Origin of the sequence: Alteriqipengyuania lutimaris (genome assembly GCF_003363135.1) — a bacterium.
Classification (GTDB): Bacteria; Pseudomonadota; Alphaproteobacteria; order Sphingomonadales; family Sphingomonadaceae; genus Alteriqipengyuania; species Alteriqipengyuania lutimaris.
Genome location: NZ_QRBB01000001.1, coordinates 1,861,828 through 1,879,271 on the forward strand (window position 1 = coordinate 1,861,828; position 17,444 = coordinate 1,879,271).

A 17,444-nucleotide genomic window follows, 5' to 3' on the forward strand; every position below is an offset into this window, starting at 1 on the left:
GAAGTGACATGTGGCGTGGCCATGCGGGCGCGCTGTCCTACAGCGCACAGGGCCGCTATCCTGCGCCTTTCCATGCATTCGTCGATCCGTGTCGGCCGCTTCGGGCAAGGTCCGCACGAAAAAGGGGCGAGCCATGCTGGCCCGCCCCGCCGGATTTTGGGTTTGCAGGAAGGCCCGGTTTTTACCCCTAGGACACTGTGTCAGGTGTTTCAGAAGTCCTACCGGCCCCGCCCTTGGCGGCCCGGTATCAGCCGTGCAGCTTCACTGCGGTCTGCGCCACCCGCTTGCCGAGGTAGCGCGCCCCGTCGAGCTCGACCTTGCTCGGCTCGCGGCTGCCGTCACCGTCCGCGATCGTGCTGGCGCCATAGGGCGTGCCTCCCTTGACCTCGTCGACGCCGACGAGCCCCTCGTAGCCGTAGTCGAGCCCCACGATGGTCATCCCCATGTGGAGCAGGTTGTTGAGGATCGACCACAGCGTGGTCTCCTGCCCGCCGTGCTGGCTGGCGGTGGAGGTGAAGGCCGCGCCGACCTTGCCGATCAGCGCGCCCTTCATCCACAGGCCGCCGGTCGTGTCCCAGAAGGCGGCCATCTGGCTGGTCATCCGGCCGTAGCGGGTCGGCGAGCCGACCACGATGCCGTCATACTCGGCCAGTTCGTCCGGGCCCGAAATCACCTCGTGCCCGGGCATCCCGGTGAAACCGGCGTTCTTTACGACTTCGTCTGGGGCGGTTTCGGGCACGTGACGGATCACCGCTTCGGCCCCGCCTTGGCGAATGCCTTCGGCAACCGCCTCGGCCATCGTGGAGGTGTGCCCGTAGGAGGAATAATAGAGGACGAGGATCTTGGTCATGGGTTTCCCTTCGTGAAACTTGCTCGGTCTGCCATACGCCAACGCGGCAGACAGCCGCCCTTTCCGGCTAGCAGGATAGAAAATTCCGGTTAGACTGAACGGAAGATTGGGCGGGGGGCACTATGGCGTCGAAGCGATCCGGTTTCCTGGAATTGGGCGTGGTGGTGAGAGCGCTGGGCTTTGTCGTCGCAATGGCGGGATCGAGTGCGTGCACCTCGCTCGCCGACGGGCAGAGCCAGACGATCTACGTCGCGGGTGCTAACGGCGTCGAGGCGCAGACGGTCGCGATCGGTCCCGACCCCGCGAGGCCCGACCCTGTCGGGCCGGACGAGCTGCGCCGTGCGCTCACCAGCATCGCAACCTACGGCAACGGCTGCGCGGACTGGATCGCGCGGGAACTTTCGCTTCGCGACGAAAGCGACTTTCACAAGCCGGTCGACCGGCAGGACCGCGGCGCCATCCCGCCGGATTGGCGCGCGATCGACGCCAGCGATCTCCAGGTGCATTGCATTCTGCGCGATGGCGCGGGCCAGGCACCTTCCGATGCGACCCCACAGACCCAGCAACTGGTCGAAGCGCTGGCTTCACTGATCGAAAATTCGGGCGAGGGCACGATACCGGCCAATAGCCGGGATCTGGTCAGGAAGGTCGCGCTTGGATCGGACTGGCGCACCCGCGATACGAACTACCTCGAACAGGTCACGGTCGAATTGTTCAATTTCGAGGGCGTCGTCGGGAATCAGCACGGGCTCGTCACGTGCGGGATGGCGAATTGCCGATTCCTCCACACGGTATGCGGTCGGATCAGCCGGACCTATTTCGAGGACACGCCCGATATCGAGGGTTTGAAGACGATCTGCCGCGCCCGAACCGATGCAGCGCTCGATCAATTCAGGCGGTCGATGCGTTGATACATCGCTCGAAGGGGGTGGTGGTGCCCAGGGGCGGAGTCGAACCACCGACACGACGATTTTCAGTCGTCTGCTCTACCACTGAGCTACCCGGGCGTCGCCACGACGGCGGACCTGCCTTGCGGCGTTTCGGTCCGGCGAGCGAATGAGTGCGCGCCTATGGCGAAGCCTCGGACGCTTGGCAAGCCCTATCCGCGATCAATCCTGTCGAGGTCCCCGGTCCAGGTCCTGCCGAGAGTCCGGATCGCGTGCGATCTCTTCTGGATCGGCGGGCCGTCCGGGCACGGCATAGCTGTCGCTGAACCAGCGGTTGAGGTCCTTGTCGCGGCAGCGTGCGGAGCAGAAGGGCTTGAATTCGGCCGTCTGCACGGGCGATTTGCAGATGGGGCAGGGCCGGCTTGGAGTGGGGCGTCTGGTTTCGCTCATGATGCAAGAACTTGGGCGTGCCCGCCCGCGATCGCAAGCGAGGCGTCGCGTTCCACCACAACTTCGCGCCCGCTGCGCCGCGCCAGCTCGACGAGCCAATCATCCTCGAGCCGGTCGGCCACCGCCGGATGCGCACGCAGCAACAGGCGCGGGCCGATTCCCTCGGCCCCTTCGCCCCGGCGCAGCAGCATGCGCGCGGCCGCCGCAGTGCGGTGGAAATGGAGCCGGTGCAGGATCGAGGGGCCCTCGAGTCGCGCAACTAGATGGACGATTCCGAAGCCGTTCATTGCGGTCCGCTCGTGCGGCCAGTCGCCCAGCGCCTCGGCGAGCGCGTGATCGACCGCGCCGCGCTGCGTTTTCTCCGCCAGGGTGGGAAAGTCGATCGCAACCGAGCCGCCGAGGTCCAGCCGCCGCAGGGTGCTCGCGACGGAGGGCACCGCTGCCATGGCCAGCTCGCTTGGAGGCAGATCGCCGTCGATGTCGATCACCGTCATGGCGGGGGTGGGCGTGACGAGGATCGAACCGCCGGCGAACCCGATTTCGGCTTCCCACGCATCGCTCCACACATCTTCCCATGCACCGGCGCCAAATCGGGGCACGACCTTGGCGTCGGGAAGGTCGAATGGATCGTTGCGCGTGTCGGGTGCGACTATGTGCGCCTCGCTGCCCTGGTAGGTGCCCTGTGCGCGTTTGTAGCGCCCCTGTTCGGCGATCGGTGCGCGGGTGATGGCGATGGCGATCTCGCGCCCCTCGCTCGCGTCCTTCGGCAGGCCGGAGACGTTGATTTCGAGGCCGTCAGATGTGCGCGCGATTCCCCGCTTCGCGCCGCCGCTGCGCCGGATGAGCCGGGCTCTGGCCGGGCCGGGCACGACATCGCCGGGCCAGTGGAGCCGGGCTGCGACCACCCGGTCGCCTTCGATAAGCAGTGCGCGGGTTTCCGCGATTCCATGCTCGACCAGCCAGCCCATCGCAGGGCCTCAGGCAAGCGGAAGGCCCGCTGCTTTCAGCAACGCGCGCGTTTCGAACAGCGGCAGGCCGACGACGCCCGAGTGACTCCCGGAGAGGAAGTCGATCAGGCCTGCGGCGCTGCCCTGGATGGCATAGCCACCCGCCTTGCCGATACCCTCGCCAGAGCTTGAATAGCTGGCGATTTCTTCTTCCGAGAGGCGCTTGAAACGGACCTGCGAGGTGGCGCAGCGCGTCCGCTGTCCACCATCCGCGTCGATCACCGAAATCGCAGAATAGACGCGGTGGCGACGGCCCGAGAGCATGCGCAGGAAGCGCGCAACCTCAGCTTCGCTGTCTGCCTTGGGCAGGATCCGCCGACCGAGCGCGACGACCGTATCGCCAGCAAGCACGACCTCGCCATCCTCCCGCGCAACGGCGCGCGCTTTCTCGCTCGCCATGCGCTGCGCATAGGGAAGCGGCAGCTCGCCTTTGTGCGGATTCTCGTCGATATCGGGCGCACGGATATCCGCCGGAACGGCACCGATCTGCGTCAGCAGATCGCGCCGCCTTGGGCTGGTACTGGCAAGGACCAGGGCGGGTCGGGGGCGCGCCATCATGTTGGGCAGACGCTCTGCCGGATCAGGACGCGGCCAATCAGGACGAGGCTTGCGGGCCGGGTCCGCCACGGCCCGGCATGAAGCGATAGGTGATGCGACCCTTGGTCAGGTCGTAGGGGGTAAGCTCTACCAGCACTTCGTCGCCGGTCAGGACACGGATGCGGTTCTTGCGCATCTTGCCGGCCGTGTGGCCGAGGATTTCGTGGCCGTTTTCGAGCTCTACCCGGAACATCGCGTTGGGCAGAAGTTCGACTACCCGACCGCGCATTTCGAGGAGCTCTTCTTTCGCCATACTGTTTTCAATCCTGTATTGTGGTGCGTGTTTGCAACGCGCACGTAGCGATCCGCGGGACAAATTGGAAGACGGGTCAGCTTTGGGAAAGCTTCACACGACAATTCGTTACGCGGTGACGTTTGCCTTTGTTCTCTGCGGCTGCAATCGCCGCGGCAGGGGGGCGTCAGATTTTTCAAGGACGATATCCCCCGATGACCTTTACCCCCCGCTTTGCCTGCTGCGTATCCCTGCTTGCCCTTGCCGCGACGATCGGTGCCCCGGCTGTCGCGCAGGAAGACGCCGCCGATGCGGGCCAGAGCGCCCCGCAGGAAGAGCCTTCGGAAGAAAGCGGCGGAGATGCGAGCAGCACCGACATCGTCGTGGTGGCAAACCGGATCCGCGGCTCGGTCGACACCGATGTCCCGCCGGTCGTCGAGCTCGACGAGGCAGACATCGCCTCTTACGGTGCGGATTCGATAGCCGATCTGGTGGCACAGCTTTCCCCCCAGGTGAGCTCCGGGCGCGGTCGCGGTGGCGGGCAACCGGTGATCCTGGTCAATGGTCAGCGCATCGCGAGCTTCCGGGAGTTGCGCGGTTACCCGCCTGAAGCGATCCAGAAGGTCGAGGTTTTCCCAGAAGAAGTTGCGCTGCAATACGGGTACAGTGCCGATCAGCGCGTCATCAATTTCATTCTCAAGGACAATTTCAAAAGCCGCGAGATCGAGCTGGAATACGGCGATGCGTGGGAAGGCGGCGCGCCCTCTGGCGAGATCGAGGCTTCGCAGCTGCAAATTTCCGGCCCGCGCCGGATCAACATCTCGGGCGAGTTCGAAAAGCAGGGCCTGCTGACGGAGGCCGAACGCGACATCGAGCAGACCCAAGGCAGCCGGCCGACCGTGGCGGGAGACCCCGACCCGGCCCCCTTCCGCAGCCTGCGCGCCGAAACCGAACGCTACCAGCTCGAAGGATCGTTCAACACGGCCATCGGCGAAGGTGCGAATGCCAAGGCGATTTCGCTCAACCTGACGGCGCAGCAGAACAATGCGCGCTCGCTCTCGGGGCTCGAGATCGTCACGCTGACCGATGACGGCAGCAGCGCGGTGCGCGCGATCGATGCCGACCCGCTGACAACCCGTTCGCGCAGCACGTCGCTCTCCGGTGGTGGGTCCTATCGCCAGCCGCTTGGCGAATACGAACTGAACCTGACGCTCGATGCCGCCTATACTGGCAGCGAAAGCGATATCGACCGGCGGCGCGATCTGTCCACGCTACAGGATCTGGTCGATGCCGGATCGCTGGCGATCGACGGGCCGCTGCCCGGGATTGCACCGCTGGGCGCGGATCGCTCGACCAGCGACACATATACGGTGGACTCGCTCGCCACGATCCGCGGTGTGCCGCTCTCTCTGCCTGCCGGCGACGTGAACCTCACGGTCGATGGCGGCTACAAGTGGAACCGGATCGAAAGTACCGATACGCGCCCGTCACGAGGCGCAGTGCAACTGACGCGCGGACGGATCAACGGCGGGGTCAATCTGGCCGTCCCGCTGACCAGCCGTCGCGACGATGTCCTCGGTGCGATCGGCGACGTCACGCTCAATGCGGCGGCAGGGATCGATCATCTTTCCGATTTCGGCACGTTGACCGACCTGACGCTCGGCCTGACCTGGAGCCTTACCGACCGGCTGACGCTTGCAGCGACGATGGTCAATCGCGACGCTGCGCCCAGCCTGACGGAGCTGGGCGCGCCGGTAGTCGAGACCTTCAACGTTTCGCTGTTCGATTTCCGGAACGGCGAGAATGTGCTGGCGACCGTGACCACCGGCGGCAACCCCTTCCTGCCCGCATCGTCGCAGAACGACTGGAAGCTGAGCGCCAGCTACGACCTCGACCTCTTCGAGCGGACGAACTTGCTGTTCGAATATAATCGCAACCGGTCGCAGGACACGAGCGAGAGCTTCCCTCTGCTGACCGCCGAGATCGAAGCAGCATTCCCCGAGCGGGTCACGCGCGACGACGCAGGACGCCTGTTGGCGCTCGACCAGCGGCCGGTCACCTATGCGGAGCGCAACAGCGAGCGAATCCGATACGGCTTCAACATGTTCGGCCGTGTCGGACCTGCGCCGGAAGAGACTGCAGGCGGCGGGCCGGGCGAGGGCGGTCGCGGGCCGGGCCCGGCAGCCGGCGCAGGTGGCGGTGCGATCACGATGCGGATCGATCAGGGCCAGATGCAGAAGATGCGCGAACAATTCTGCGCCAGCGAAGCGGGCACCGTGCCCGACCTTTCGGCACTGCCGCCCTTGATGCGCGATAGTTTGACCAACGAAGACGGATCGGTGAATCGGGAACGGCTTGCCCAGATGCGAACGCGCTTCTGCAGTGCCGACGGGGCCTCCGGATCAGGCGGACCCGGTATGCTGGACCCGCAGCAGGCAGCTGTGATCCGGCAGGCGCTGTGTAGCGCACCCGACCAGCCGATCGACCTTGCGGCCCTCCCGGAGGGCCTGCGGGCCAGGCTCACCAACGAAGACGGCAGCGTGAACGAGGAGCGGCTCGCCCGGCTTCGCGAAGCGCTGTGCACGGCAGAGAATGCGGCTGCGGACCAGGGCCAGGCCTCGGGCGGCCAGCGCGGCGGCGGTCGCCGTGGAGGCCCTGGTGGCCGCGATGATGACGGCCAGGGTCGCTGGTTCCTCTCGCTCTACCATAGCGTGGAATTGCAGAACGAGGCCCTGATCGCGCCCGGCGTTCCCGTGATCGACTATTTCGACCTCGGCCTTCCGAAGCACACGGTCGAAATGGAAGGCGGCGTGTTCCACAAGGGACTGGGTACGCGGCTAAGCGGGCGTTATAGCTCCGGTTATACGATCGAAGGCAGCGACCCGACCGGGGCGACCGATCTGAACTTCGGCGATCTCGTGACGTTCGATCTACGCTTCTTCATGAACCTGGAGCAGCAGAAATGGCTGACGGGCGGAACCCCCGGCTTCTTCAAGGGAGCGCGCCTGTCGTTCAGCGTCGATAACATCTTCAACGCGCGGCAGGATGTGACTGATGAGAACGGGATCACCCCGATCCGGTACCAGCCTGCGCTGATCGACCCGCTGGGCCGTACGTTCGAGATCGAATTCCGCAAGCTTTTCTAGGCGCGAACTGGCGCGGGTCGGTTTGCAGGCCTATCTAGCTGGCGATGTCAGACAGCAAGGCAGACCGACCCCACAACCCGCGCGGCAAGGAACGCTTCAACGAAGAACGCGCGGCGTACACCGTTGCGAGCGCGCAGCCCGATCTCGAAGCGGGGGTCAATGCGATCCGCGAGACGGTGAAAACGCTGCCGCCGCGGCCGGGCGTCTATCGCATGCTCGATGCGCGCGGCGACGTGCTCTACGTGGGCAAGGCGCGCAGCCTAAAGGCGCGGGTGGCGAACTACACGCAGGTCGCCGCTCTCACCAACCGGCTCCAGCGGATGGTCAGCCAGACGCGGCGGATGGAGATCGTCACCACCAATTCGGAGGCGGGTGCGCTCCTGCTCGAAGCGCAGTTCATCAAGCGCTACCGCCCGCCTTACAACGTGCTGCTGCGCGACGACAAAAGCTTCCCCTTCATCCTGCTGCGCGCCGACCACGCCTTCCCGCGCATCCACAAGCATCGCGGTGCCCGGCGCGCGAAGGGCAACTATTACGGGCCGTTCGCCAGCGCAGGCAGCGTCAACAAGACGCTTAATGCGCTGCAGAAGTTGTTCCTCTTAAGGTCCTGCAACGACACGTTTTTCAAGAACCGCGACCGACCCTGCCTGCTCTACCAGATCAAGCGCTGCTCGGCCCCGTGCGTGGGCCGGATCGACGAGGACGGGTACGAAGAGCTGGTGCGGCAGGCCAAGGACTTCCTCGGCGGCAAGTCGTCTGCGGTGCAGCAAGATCTCGAAAAGCAGATGGCCGAGGCGGCGGAGAAGCTCGACTTCGAAACCGCCGCCATCCTGCGCGACCGGCTGCGTGCGGCGACCTTCATCCAGGGCAGCCAGGCGGTCAATGCCAGCGGCGTGGGCGACGCGGACGTGTTCGCGCTCGCCGCCAAGGGTGGCCAGATCGCGGTGCAGGCCTTCTTCATCCGCGGCGGGCAGAACTGGGGCCACCGTGCCTTCTTCCCCACCCATACGCAGGATGTCGACAAGGACGAGGTGCTCGCCCGCGTCATCATGCAATTTTACGAGGAAGTGCCGCCCCCGCGCACCGTGCTGGTCGACCGCGAGCTTCCCGAAGCGGAGCTGCTGGCACAGGCGCTGTACGAGATGGCCGAGCACAAGGTGGAGATTTCGGTGCCCCAGCGCGGCGACCGGCGCCGGCTGATGGAACAGGCGCAGAGCAACGCGGTCGACGCGCTCGACCGGCGGCTGGCGGAGACCGGCACCAAGGCGAAGATCAATCGCGATCTGGCGGATTTTCTGGAGCTGGAAGAACCGCCGCAGCGGATCGAGGTGTACGACAACAGCCATATCCAGGGTTCGAAGGCCGTGGGTGCGATGGTCGTCGCCGGGCCGGAGGGGTTCGAGAAGAGCCAGTACCGCAAGTTCAACATCAAGACCGCGCAGACCAACGATGACTTCGGAATGATGCGCGAGGTGATGCAGCGCCGCTTCCGTCATCTGGCGGAGGATCCGGAAGGCGAGGGTGGGAAGAAGAACACCCATGAAACCGTCTGGCCCGACCTGGTCCTGATCGACGGGGGCAAGGGGCAAATGTCGTCGGTGCGCGATACCTTGGCCGAAATGGGGATCGAGGATGTTCCGCTGATCGCCATCGCCAAGGGGCCCGATCACGGGCGCGAGGGGCGCGAGGTGTTCCACTTTCCCGACGGGCGCGAAAAGACGTTGCCGGTCAATTCGCCGCTGCTGTTCCATCTCCAGAACCTGCGCGACGAGGTTCACCGCTACGCCATCGGCGCGCACCGCGCCAAGCGCAGCCGCGCAATCACCGCGTCACCGCTCGACGAAATTCCCGGTATCGGCCCGTCGCGCAAGCGCGCGTTGCTGCTGCATTTCGGCACGGCGAGCAAAGTCCGCGCGGCGGCGCTCGACGACCTGAAGCGGGCGCCGGGCATCAGCGATACCGTTGCGCAGCAGATCTACGATTTCTATCACGCCCGGTGAGAGAAGGTTCCTAGCGGACGCTCAGGCTTTGGCCGACCGCAGGCGCCTTTCCTGGAAGGCATAGCGCGCTGCTTCGCCAATATCGCCCTGGAACGACACGTTCACCGCGCCGCCGATAACCAAGCCGACGAGCGGCACCACGGCACCTACACGGCGACGGAACAGGGCGAGGGCCAGCGCACGCGACACACGTTCGACAGCCTGCTCGATGATCGGTTCGATTTCGTCGGGCGAGATTTCGGTAAGGCTACCATCGGCTGAAATGCCCGCGTCGAGAACTGCGATGCGCTCCTGCCGCTGGCTCCGGTCGTTGAGGCTAGCGAGTTCGAGGATCTGCAACCGGAACAGCCGCTCGCGCGCGCCCTTGCCATCGTAGCCATAGGCGCGGCCGGTATCGCGGATCGAGCGCAGGGCCACGGCGATGGTCGCCGGGATATCCAGCCCCATCGTCGCAATGCCTCCGAGCCCCGAAGCGGCCCCGGTCGACCCGCTGACCGCCTTGGCCGTGCGCTCGACCTTCTTCGCGGCGTCATGGCATGCGGGCAGGTCGCTCAAATCGTGATCGAACTTGACGAGCTGCGGTGCGCTTATCGCCTGGTCGATGCCCTTGAGGACGCCCTTGACGAGCCCGCCGGGTATGAAGCCTGTGACCGCACTCGCGACCGGGTTGGTGAATTTCTCGAAACCGCGCCCGATGAGGGAGGGTTTGCTGTCGCGAAAGGCCTGTTGCTGTTTTTCGAATTCCATGGAGGCCCAACGGCTCGGACATTGCGCCGTTCCGTATCAAGCAAATGCTTATTCGGACCCCTTCTTGGGCCGCCGCTTGCGCATCATACCTTCCTGCGCCACGCTGGCCACCAGCGTGCCGTCCTCGCTGAAGATGCGCCCGCGGTTATAGCCGCGCCCGCTCCCCGACCACGGGCTGTCGGTATCGTAGAGCAGCCATTGGTCGGCGCGGGCCTGGGCGTGGAACCATACCGCGTGGTCGAGGCTGGCGCCCACCAGTTCGTTGCGCATCCACGAAAGGCCGTGGGCGATCGCCGCGGTGCCGAGCAGCGTGTAATCGCTGGCGTAGGCGATCACCGCGCGGTGCAGTGCCGGATCGTCGGGCAGGGGGCCCACGGTCTTGAACCAGGTCTGCGACTTGGGCTCGCGCGGTTCGGTGTTCATCCAGTGGAGCCCTTCCACGGGCCGCATCTCGATCGGGCGGGGGCGCAGCATGAAATGGCGCTGCGTCGCGTTCATCTGGTCGAGCTTGTCGGCGAAAATCTCCCGCCGCAACTGCTGGTCGGACTTGAGCGACTCCGGATCTGCCACTTCCGGGAAAGCCATGGCTTCGTGCGACAGGCCCTCCTCGGGTGTCTGGAAGCTTGCGGTGAGGTTCAGCATCGGCGTGCCGCCCTGGCTGGCGACCGCGCGCCGGTTGGCGAAGCTGCGCCCGTCGAAATCGCGCGCGATGGCGTAGTCGATCGGGGGGCCTTCCTCGCCCCCGCGCAGGAAATAGGCATGCAGCGAATGCGCCTGCTTCCCGTCGCCGATGCTCGCCTGCGCGGCCTGGAGGGCCTGGGCGATCACCTGCCCGCCGAAAACGCGGCCGATCCCGTCTGTTTGCGGCTTGCCGCGATAGGAATCTTCCGCCACCCTTTCGACCGTCAGCAGGTCGACCAGCTCGCGGGTCAGTGCCTCGGGGTCGGCCTCGGCCATGGCGTCGAAAGCGGAAGTGCTCGATACGGTTTCGTTCATGCGCGAAACCTTGCGGTCTCGCTCGCGCAAAATCAACGCGGGGCTCGCATCCGCCGGGGAATTCATCGCTAGCCGCGTTGCCAGAGCTTCCCGGCGATGCTCGCCAGCACCCGGTTGCGGACGAACAGCAGGTCGACCATGGCGGCGTCCTGGTGCGCGCCCATCTGGCTCTTGTAACCACCGTCGCCCAGGCCCCAGTCGATCCGCGCGAAACCGCGTTCGGCTGCGTCCTCGAAATCGTGGTACAGGAGTACGCGTCCCGGGCTGAACTTGTTGAACTGCTTGTCGAAATTATTGGCAATGCAATAGCGCGTATCGCCTGCTTCGAGGCCGAAAGTGAAGGCGGCGGGAGTATTTCCGACCCACAGGATCGCACCCCGGATCATCGCGGCGATGACGGGGTCGGTCGCCGCGCGCTCCCAGTATTGCCGCAGTTGCGGGTCGAGGAACTTGGTGTCGCCCCCTTTTTCGAGCTGTCCGACCCACGATGCGCCCTCGATGGCCGCGATGGCGTCGCGATCCCGCCCGGTCCAGTCGAGGCCGGTATAGGTTCTAATCGTGACCGGGCCGGTTTTCTCGAGCTGCCGGAGACGCCAGCGATCCTTCTGCTTGCCCTTGGTCGACGGCCAGTTTCCCGAGGCGCGCAAGGCGACCAGATCGAGGCAAAACAGCGTGCCGACCGCCCGCTCGAGACACTGCCAGCCTGCGACCTTCGCCGCGTCGCGCAATCGCACGACCGCAGGGTCGTCGGCGACGACGGGTCCCATCCGCCATACCTGGCCCAGAGCGCGGCGGACGGCTTGCCTGTCGAGCGCGAGGGCGAGATCCTCCACCGACGCCGATCGGTCTGTCGGTACGCCGCGAAAGGGCCAATATGCGCCCGCGACCTGTTTGACCGAAAAGGGCCCGATCGAATGCGAGACCAGCGGGAGGGCGGCGAGCGGCCGGCCATGAGCTTCGCGCGCGATAGAAACATCGAGGGTGGGATCGTCTGCAGCGGTAAACCATCGGCCGCGCAGGAAGGCGCGTCGCGGTTCGTCCGCTTCGGCAAGCAGATTGACCTGCGCCAGCTCCGCCGTGCGATGGCTGATGGCGGTGTGCTCGTTCATCCGGGCATCTTGGGCGGGGCAGGCGGGCCGAAAAGCTTGCGGTAGGCGCGAAAGCCGACGCATTTCATGCGGTTCGATCCGGGCCAGCGCTTCGGGGCTGTGGGTTCCAGACCCGCCTTGCGCAGCAGTGCGTTGAAACAGCGCGCGCCCGCTTCGTCGTAGCTCCAGTCTGAGCGCCACGTGATGCTGAGCGAGATCGAGCTCTCCGGGCCGTTTCTCACGAAATGCGGAGCCATCACCGGGACGAACAGCGCTTGTCCCGCAGCGATAGCGTACTCGGTGCCGTCGCTTGCCAGGTCGTCGCTCCACCGCAACTCGCGCGGGCCGCCGAGGTGATAGCTCTCATGCATGATATCATGGGCAAACCGCGCGTCGCCGGCCGGAAACTGCGTCATGGTCTTCGAGCCGCGCAGCTGCAGCAGGATGTTGTGTTCGGGATCGAAATGATAGGGGGTGACCGCGTCCGGGCTTGAGATGAAGACGAAGCCCTGCGGATGCAGCATCGCGCCGGTCTTCGCCTCGATCGCAGGCCGAAGCTCCTGCAGCAGTGCGTGCAGGAGTGTCCGGTACGCATCGTCCTGCTCGATATTCTTGAGCACGGCCCAGCTGTTCGCCTCGGCAATGCGATGGATCGTCTCGGTGATCGAGAGGCCGGTCGGCCCTGGCTTGCCGTCGACTCCGATTGGCAGGTCGCCGCGATTATACTCGATCGAGCTTTCGGGCAGGCGCGCCGCCAGCTCGGCGAGCGCGTCGAGGCCCAGTAGCGGATGGTCATGCAGATGATGGTCGATGACCAGCGGCTGTTCGGGATAGGCGGCGGCGAAGTTTGCGCGCGAAAGTTGAGCAAACACATACGTGTCGTGCGAGAGTGCGGCAGGTTGGGCGATGGCGTTCATGGTGCGGTTCCACAAGCGAGTTTGCGGCTTTCGTAGGCTATGAGGCGCGCGCCAAGCGCGCGGCGGGCGCGGCCACCGATCGCCACGTTGCGCGAAACGATGGCGCGCTGCTCGCGCCAGAAATGGTCGATCATCGGATGGTCGGGCGCGGCGCAGCTGTCGCACCAGGCAATGTCTTCGCGCGCGAGCAGCGCGAGGTTTTCCTTCTGCAGCAACACTCCGGGCGAATAGCGGGCGAAGCGTTCGTCGAAGGTGGTCTTGAAGCTGAACGCGCCCGGCGGCGTGAGGAAGGTGGCCAGCATCGCGATCGGCTCCCCGTCGAGCAGCAGCGACAGCCCCTCTACCCGGCCGCGCCGTGCGGCCCCGATCAGGCTGTCGCGAAAGAAGCGTGCGCCGGCCGGATCATTGGCAAGCGCGGTTCCTTCGCGCCCTTTCCAGCTGGCCGCTTCGAGCGTGAGGAACCGGTCGGCCCATAGCGCGATGTCCCCCGGCGAAGCGACCCGGTCGACCCGTATCTCGCCAATCTCGGTCAGGCGTCGCGCCTGCCTGCGAAGTTCCTTGCGCTTCTTGTTGGGGAGCGACTGTTCGAAATAGGTGTCCGGAGGCAGATCGGACGCGAGCTGGGCTCGCAATTCGCGCTCGACCATGCCGCCTGTGCGTCCGCTGTCGCGCATCGCGATTTCGAGCGCGCGGTCTGGGATCGAGCCTTCGGGCAGGCCGGGCAGGTGGAAGACCGCGGCCTTTCGCTCATGCCCGTCGGCCCAGTCGAGCAGCTTGGCCCAGAAGATGCTTTCGAACCCGGGTGCGATCAGCGGCACGCCGCAGAAGGTATTGTCGTGCATCCACACCGAGATGTGCGGGACCGGGTTGTGGTAATAGAGAGCGGCGAATTTCAAGGGCGCGAGGCCGACAAGGTGGCCGTCGATCCGGAGCGTTGCCAGTCGCACACGCGCAGCAGGGTCGAACGCTTCTAACGAAGGCCTGAGATACCACTGTTCGAAATACGGATTGGGCTCGCTTGCACCGGCGGCCAGCTGGTCCCACTCGTGCGCATCGGGCAGGCCCGCGCGCCAGGACGCAACCGAGAGCGACGCCTCGCACCCGCTCGCCTGGTCGAAACCGGATTGCACCAGCGTCATTTCGAACCGCTGCCCCTCGCACGCCTGAGCCTTACCGAGCCATTAAGCTAAGCTGCAAAGCCTGCGATTTGCTTAAATCCGGGAGGCGCGTGCGGGTTTGCGGGCCTTTTCAAAGGGAAGGGCGCGGCAATAACCCCCGCCCGGGCTACCGGACGGGGGCTGGTTTCGCTTCGGTAAGCGGCTGGCTAGCCAGCACCACCCGCCGCCAGTGCCGCGAGCAGCAGCAGGGCGACGATGTTGGTGATCTTGATCATCGGGTTGACCGCCGGACCGGCCGTATCCTTGTACGGATCGCCCACGGTATCGCCGGTCACCGCGGCCTTGTGCGCTTCCGATCCCTTGCCGCCGTGGTTGCCGTCCTCGATATATTTCTTCGCATTGTCCCATGCGCCGCCACCGGCGGTCATCGAGAGCGCGACGAACAGGCCGCCGACGATCACGCCGAGCAGCAGTGCGCCGAGCGCCGCGAAGCCATTGTCCTGCCCCGCGATCAGCGTGATCACGAAATAGACCACGATCGGGGCCAGCACCGGCAGCAGCGACGGCACGATCATCTCCTTGATCGCTGCCTTGGTGACGAGGTCCACCGTGCGGGCATAGTCGGGCCGCGAGGTGCCATCCATGATGCCCTTGTCGGCAGCGAACTGCTCGCGCACGTCCTTCACCACGTCGCCCGCCGCGCGGCCCACGGCGGTCATGCCCATGGCCCCGAACAGGTACGGGAGCAGCGCGCCGAGCAGCAGGCCGACGATCACGTAGGGATTCTCGAGACTGAAGTTCACCTCCGCCGTCGGGAAATATTCCGCGATGTCGGTGGTGTAGGCGGCGAAGAGCACCAGTGCGGCAAGGCCCGCCGATCCGATGGCATAGCCCTTGGTCACCGCCTTGGTCGTGTTGCCCACGGCATCCAGCGCATCGGTCTTCTCGCGCACGCTGTCATCCAGCCCCGCCATCTCGGCGATGCCGCCCGCATTGTCAGTCACCGGGCCATAGGCGTCGAGCGCTACGACCATCCCGGCCAGCGCCAGCATGGCGGTGGCGGCGTAGGCAATGCCGATGAGCCCTGCGAGCATGTAGGCGACGATGATCCCCGCCACGATCACCAGCGTCGGCAGCGCGGTCGCTTCGAGGCTGATCGCGAGGCCCTGGATCACGTTGGTGCCGTGGCCGGTCTCGGACGCCTTCGCGATCGAGCGGACCGGGCGGTAGTTGGTGCCGGTGTAATATTCGGTGATCCAGATGATCAGGCCCGTAATCGCGAGGCCGACCATGGCGGACCAGAACAGGTCCATACCGGTGAAGGTGGTCAGCTCGCCGCCGCCCATCTCGGCCCCCATGTCGCCGAGCGCCCAGGCGGTCACGCCGAAGATCGCCGGGATCGAAAGGATCGCGGTGACGAGGAAGCCCTTGTACATCGCGCCCATGATGTTCTGCTCGCGGCCCAGCTTCACGAAATAGGTGCCGATGATCGAGGTGACGATGCAGGCCCCGCCGATCAGCAGCGGCAGCGCCATCAGCGGCATCAGCATGTCGCCCGCCCCGCGCAGCAGCAGGGCGGTCAGCACCATGGTCGCGCCGACGGTGACCACGTAGGTCTCGAACAGGTCGGCGGCCATGCCGGCGCAGTCGCCCACATTGTCGCCCACATTGTCCGCGATCACCGCGGGGTTGCGGGGATCGTCCTCGGGAATGCCTGCCTCGACCTTGCCGACGAGGTCCGCGCCGACGTCCGCCGCCTTGGTGAAGATCCCGCCGCCAAGGCGCGCGAAGATCGAGATCAGCGAGGCGCCGAAGGCGAGGCCGACGAGGCCGTCGACCACTTCGCGGCTATTCGCCTCGAAGCCGAGCGGGCCGGCGAGGACGTAGAAGAAGCCTGCGATCGCGAGCAGGGCGAGGCCCGCCACCAGCAGGCCGGTGATCGCGCCCGCGCGGAACGCCAGCGTCAGGCCCTGCTGCAGGCCGCTCTGCGCGGCGGCGGCGGTGCGCACGTTGGCCTTCACCGAAATGTTCATCCCGATATAGCCCGCCGCACCCGACAAGATCGCGCCGATCAGGAAGCCCACGGCGGGAATCCAGCTGAGGAAGACGAAGACGAGTACCGCGACGACCACGCCGACGATGGCGATGGTGGTATACTGGCGGTTGAGATAGGCGCGCGCGCCCTCCTGAATGGCGCCCGCGATTTCCTGCATCCGCTCGTTGCCCGGTCCGGCGCTGAGCACCTGGCGGCTCGTGAATATCCCGTAGATGATGGCCAGCAGGCCGAGCGCAATCGCGACGAGCACGAGTTCCACGTCTTGTTTCTCCCCCAATATTGTCCCGAATTTCCTTCGGCTGGCTGCCTTTGTTCGGGGCAGTCCTAGAGGGGTAGGGCTATATAGGCTTGCCCCGCTGTGCAAGCCCTCGCGAAACGTGCGCTCGCTCGCATCGATAGCGAGGCACCGTATTCATCAATGTCGGTAGCCCAGACTTTCCGATTGTTTCGGAGGCTTGCCATCGAGCATCACGGGTGCCGCACCGCGCTCGACGACCGTGCCGATCCGGGTGGCTGCCACCGGCAGGGTTCGCTCGGCGGGTGAGGCGAACAGCAGCGCGTAATCGTCGCCCCAGCGCAAGGCGTCCGCGCGGCGATCCTCGGGCGCACCAAGTGGCACCGCACCACTGTCGATTTCCAGTGTCGCACCGCTGGCTTCGGCCATTCGCCATGCGTCGAGAAGAAGCCCGTCCGACACGTCCATCATCGCCGTGACATGCGGCGCGAGCGCGCGACCCTCGGCCAGCAGCGGCGTGGGGCGGGTGAAGGGGCTGATGTCTGCGCCGCTATCGGTCGTGATGGCCTCGAAGCCCATCATCGCCCCGCCGATGCTGCCGCACAGGAACAGGCCGTCGCCCGGGCTGGCGCCGCTGCGCGCGGGCACCGGGGTATGCGTCGCCCGACCGATCGCGGTGACGGAGAAGCTGCGCGCACCGGATGCGCGGACGGTATCCCCACCAAGCAGCGGGACGCCGAACGTGTCGAGAGCCTCGTGCAATCCTTCCAGAAACACTTTGTCGCCTTCGCCCAGCATGTAGGACAGCAGGATTCCGACAGGCTCCGCGCCCTTCGCCGCAAGGTCCGAGAGATTTACGGCAACCAGCTTCCACGCGACATCGGCAAGCGACTGCTGCGCGGGCCAGTGCGTGCCCTCGACCATCGTGTCCGCGGTGAGGACAAGCGTTTCGTTGCCGACGGCGAGCACTGCTGCATCGTCGGCGAGGCCGCGCGCGGCTGGATGCGGGGCAAGCGCGCTGAGCGCGGCGATGAAATCGGCTTCTCCCATGCGAGCTGTCTAGCCCTTCGCCCCGAGCCTGTCGAAGGGCAGCATCTGCTTCATGAGAGGAGCGCTTC

At 65.8% G+C, this 17,444-nt stretch carries 15 protein-coding genes and 1 tRNA gene; 3 read left to right on the forward strand and 13 right to left on the reverse strand.

The features are described 5' to 3' along the window. Window positions 1-247: 247 nt before the first annotated feature. The gene (wrbA, locus tag DL238_RS08855; protein ID WP_115491921.1) at window positions 248-850 is read right to left on the reverse strand and encodes an NAD(P)H:quinone oxidoreductase; all 603 of its coding nucleotides are present in this window, start codon (window positions 848-850) and stop codon (window positions 248-250) included. A 122-nt stretch (window positions 851-972) separates the two neighbouring features. Here wrbA and DL238_RS08860 point away from each other — a divergent pair, with 122 nt between their 5' ends. Next, window positions 973-1,761 carry a hypothetical protein gene (locus DL238_RS08860; protein ID WP_115491922.1) on the forward strand — a complete coding sequence of 263 codons (789 nt, stop codon included), beginning with the start codon at window positions 973-975 and terminating at the stop codon, window positions 1,759-1,761. Window positions 1,762-1,782: 21 nt separating this feature from the next. On the opposite strand, the gene DL238_RS08865 is transcribed toward DL238_RS08860, so the two are convergent. From DL238_RS08865 to infA, 5 genes are all read right to left on the reverse strand, one after another. Next, window positions 1,783-1,857 (reverse strand) — tRNA-Phe (locus DL238_RS08865). Between the two features lie 102 nt (window positions 1,858-1,959). Then, window positions 1,960-2,187 (reverse strand): DNA gyrase inhibitor YacG, encoded by a 228-nt coding sequence (locus tag DL238_RS08870; protein ID WP_115491923.1) that lies wholly within the window; start codon window positions 2,185-2,187, stop codon window positions 1,960-1,962. Further along, window positions 2,184-3,155 carry a ribonuclease E/G family protein gene (locus DL238_RS08875; RefSeq protein WP_115491924.1) on the reverse strand — a complete coding sequence of 324 codons (972 nt, stop codon included), beginning with the start codon at window positions 3,153-3,155 and terminating at the stop codon, window positions 2,184-2,186. Before DL238_RS08875 ends, DL238_RS08870 begins: the two co-directional genes overlap by 4 nt. Window positions 3,156-3,164: 9 nt before the next feature. Beyond that, entirely contained in the window at window positions 3,165-3,752 is a 588-nt protein-coding gene (locus tag DL238_RS08880) for a Maf family protein (protein WP_234031022.1), read from the reverse strand. A 37-nt stretch (window positions 3,753-3,789) separates the two neighbouring features. Continuing rightward, window positions 3,790-4,044: a translation initiation factor IF-1 gene (gene infA / locus DL238_RS08885; RefSeq protein WP_115491925.1), complete on the reverse strand. Its 255-nt coding sequence runs from the start codon at window positions 4,042-4,044 to the stop codon at window positions 3,790-3,792. A gap of 194 nt (window positions 4,045-4,238) precedes the next feature. Between infA and DL238_RS08890 the strand changes: the two genes are divergently transcribed. Both DL238_RS08890 and uvrC read left to right on the forward strand, forming a co-directional pair. Further along, window positions 4,239-7,169, forward strand: a complete 2,931-nt coding sequence (locus DL238_RS08890) for a TonB-dependent receptor (protein ID WP_115491926.1) — start codon at window positions 4,239-4,241, stop codon at window positions 7,167-7,169. A 44-nt stretch (window positions 7,170-7,213) separates the two neighbouring features. Then, window positions 7,214-9,169 (forward strand): excinuclease ABC subunit UvrC, encoded by a 1,956-nt coding sequence (uvrC, locus tag DL238_RS08895; RefSeq protein ID WP_115491927.1) that lies wholly within the window; start codon window positions 7,214-7,216, stop codon window positions 9,167-9,169. 21 nt (window positions 9,170-9,190) lie between these two features. Here uvrC and DL238_RS08900 read toward each other — a convergent pair whose 3' ends face one another. From DL238_RS08900 to thiL, 7 genes are all read right to left on the reverse strand, one after another. Then, the gene (locus DL238_RS08900) at window positions 9,191-9,916 is read right to left on the reverse strand and encodes an EcsC family protein (RefSeq protein ID WP_115491928.1); all 726 of its coding nucleotides are present in this window, start codon (window positions 9,914-9,916) and stop codon (window positions 9,191-9,193) included. A gap of 48 nt (window positions 9,917-9,964) precedes the next feature. Continuing rightward, on the reverse strand, window positions 9,965-10,912 hold the full coding sequence (locus DL238_RS08905) for an acyl-CoA thioesterase (protein WP_407640844.1): 948 nt from the start codon (window positions 10,910-10,912) through the stop codon (window positions 9,965-9,967). Between the two features lie 68 nt (window positions 10,913-10,980). Further along, complete coding sequence (locus DL238_RS08910; RefSeq protein WP_115491929.1) at window positions 10,981-12,021, reverse strand: GNAT family N-acetyltransferase; 1,041 nt, start codon at window positions 12,019-12,021, stop codon at window positions 10,981-10,983. Further along, window positions 12,018-12,917 (reverse strand): cupin domain-containing protein, encoded by a 900-nt coding sequence (locus DL238_RS08915; RefSeq protein WP_115491930.1) that lies wholly within the window; start codon window positions 12,915-12,917, stop codon window positions 12,018-12,020. Before DL238_RS08915 ends, DL238_RS08910 begins: the two co-directional genes overlap by 4 nt. Beyond that, on the reverse strand, window positions 12,914-14,056 hold the full coding sequence (locus DL238_RS08920; RefSeq protein WP_115491931.1) for a GNAT family N-acetyltransferase: 1,143 nt from the start codon (window positions 14,054-14,056) through the stop codon (window positions 12,914-12,916). Before DL238_RS08920 ends, DL238_RS08915 begins: the two co-directional genes overlap by 4 nt. Window positions 14,057-14,241: 185 nt before the next feature. Next, complete coding sequence (locus tag DL238_RS08925) at window positions 14,242-16,350, reverse strand: sodium-translocating pyrophosphatase (RefSeq protein WP_115491932.1); 2,109 nt, start codon at window positions 16,348-16,350, stop codon at window positions 14,242-14,244. 156 nt (window positions 16,351-16,506) lie between these two features. Continuing rightward, the gene (gene thiL / locus DL238_RS08930) at window positions 16,507-17,376 is read right to left on the reverse strand and encodes a thiamine-phosphate kinase (RefSeq protein ID WP_115491933.1); all 870 of its coding nucleotides are present in this window, start codon (window positions 17,374-17,376) and stop codon (window positions 16,507-16,509) included. Window positions 17,377-17,444 lie beyond the last annotated feature (68 nt).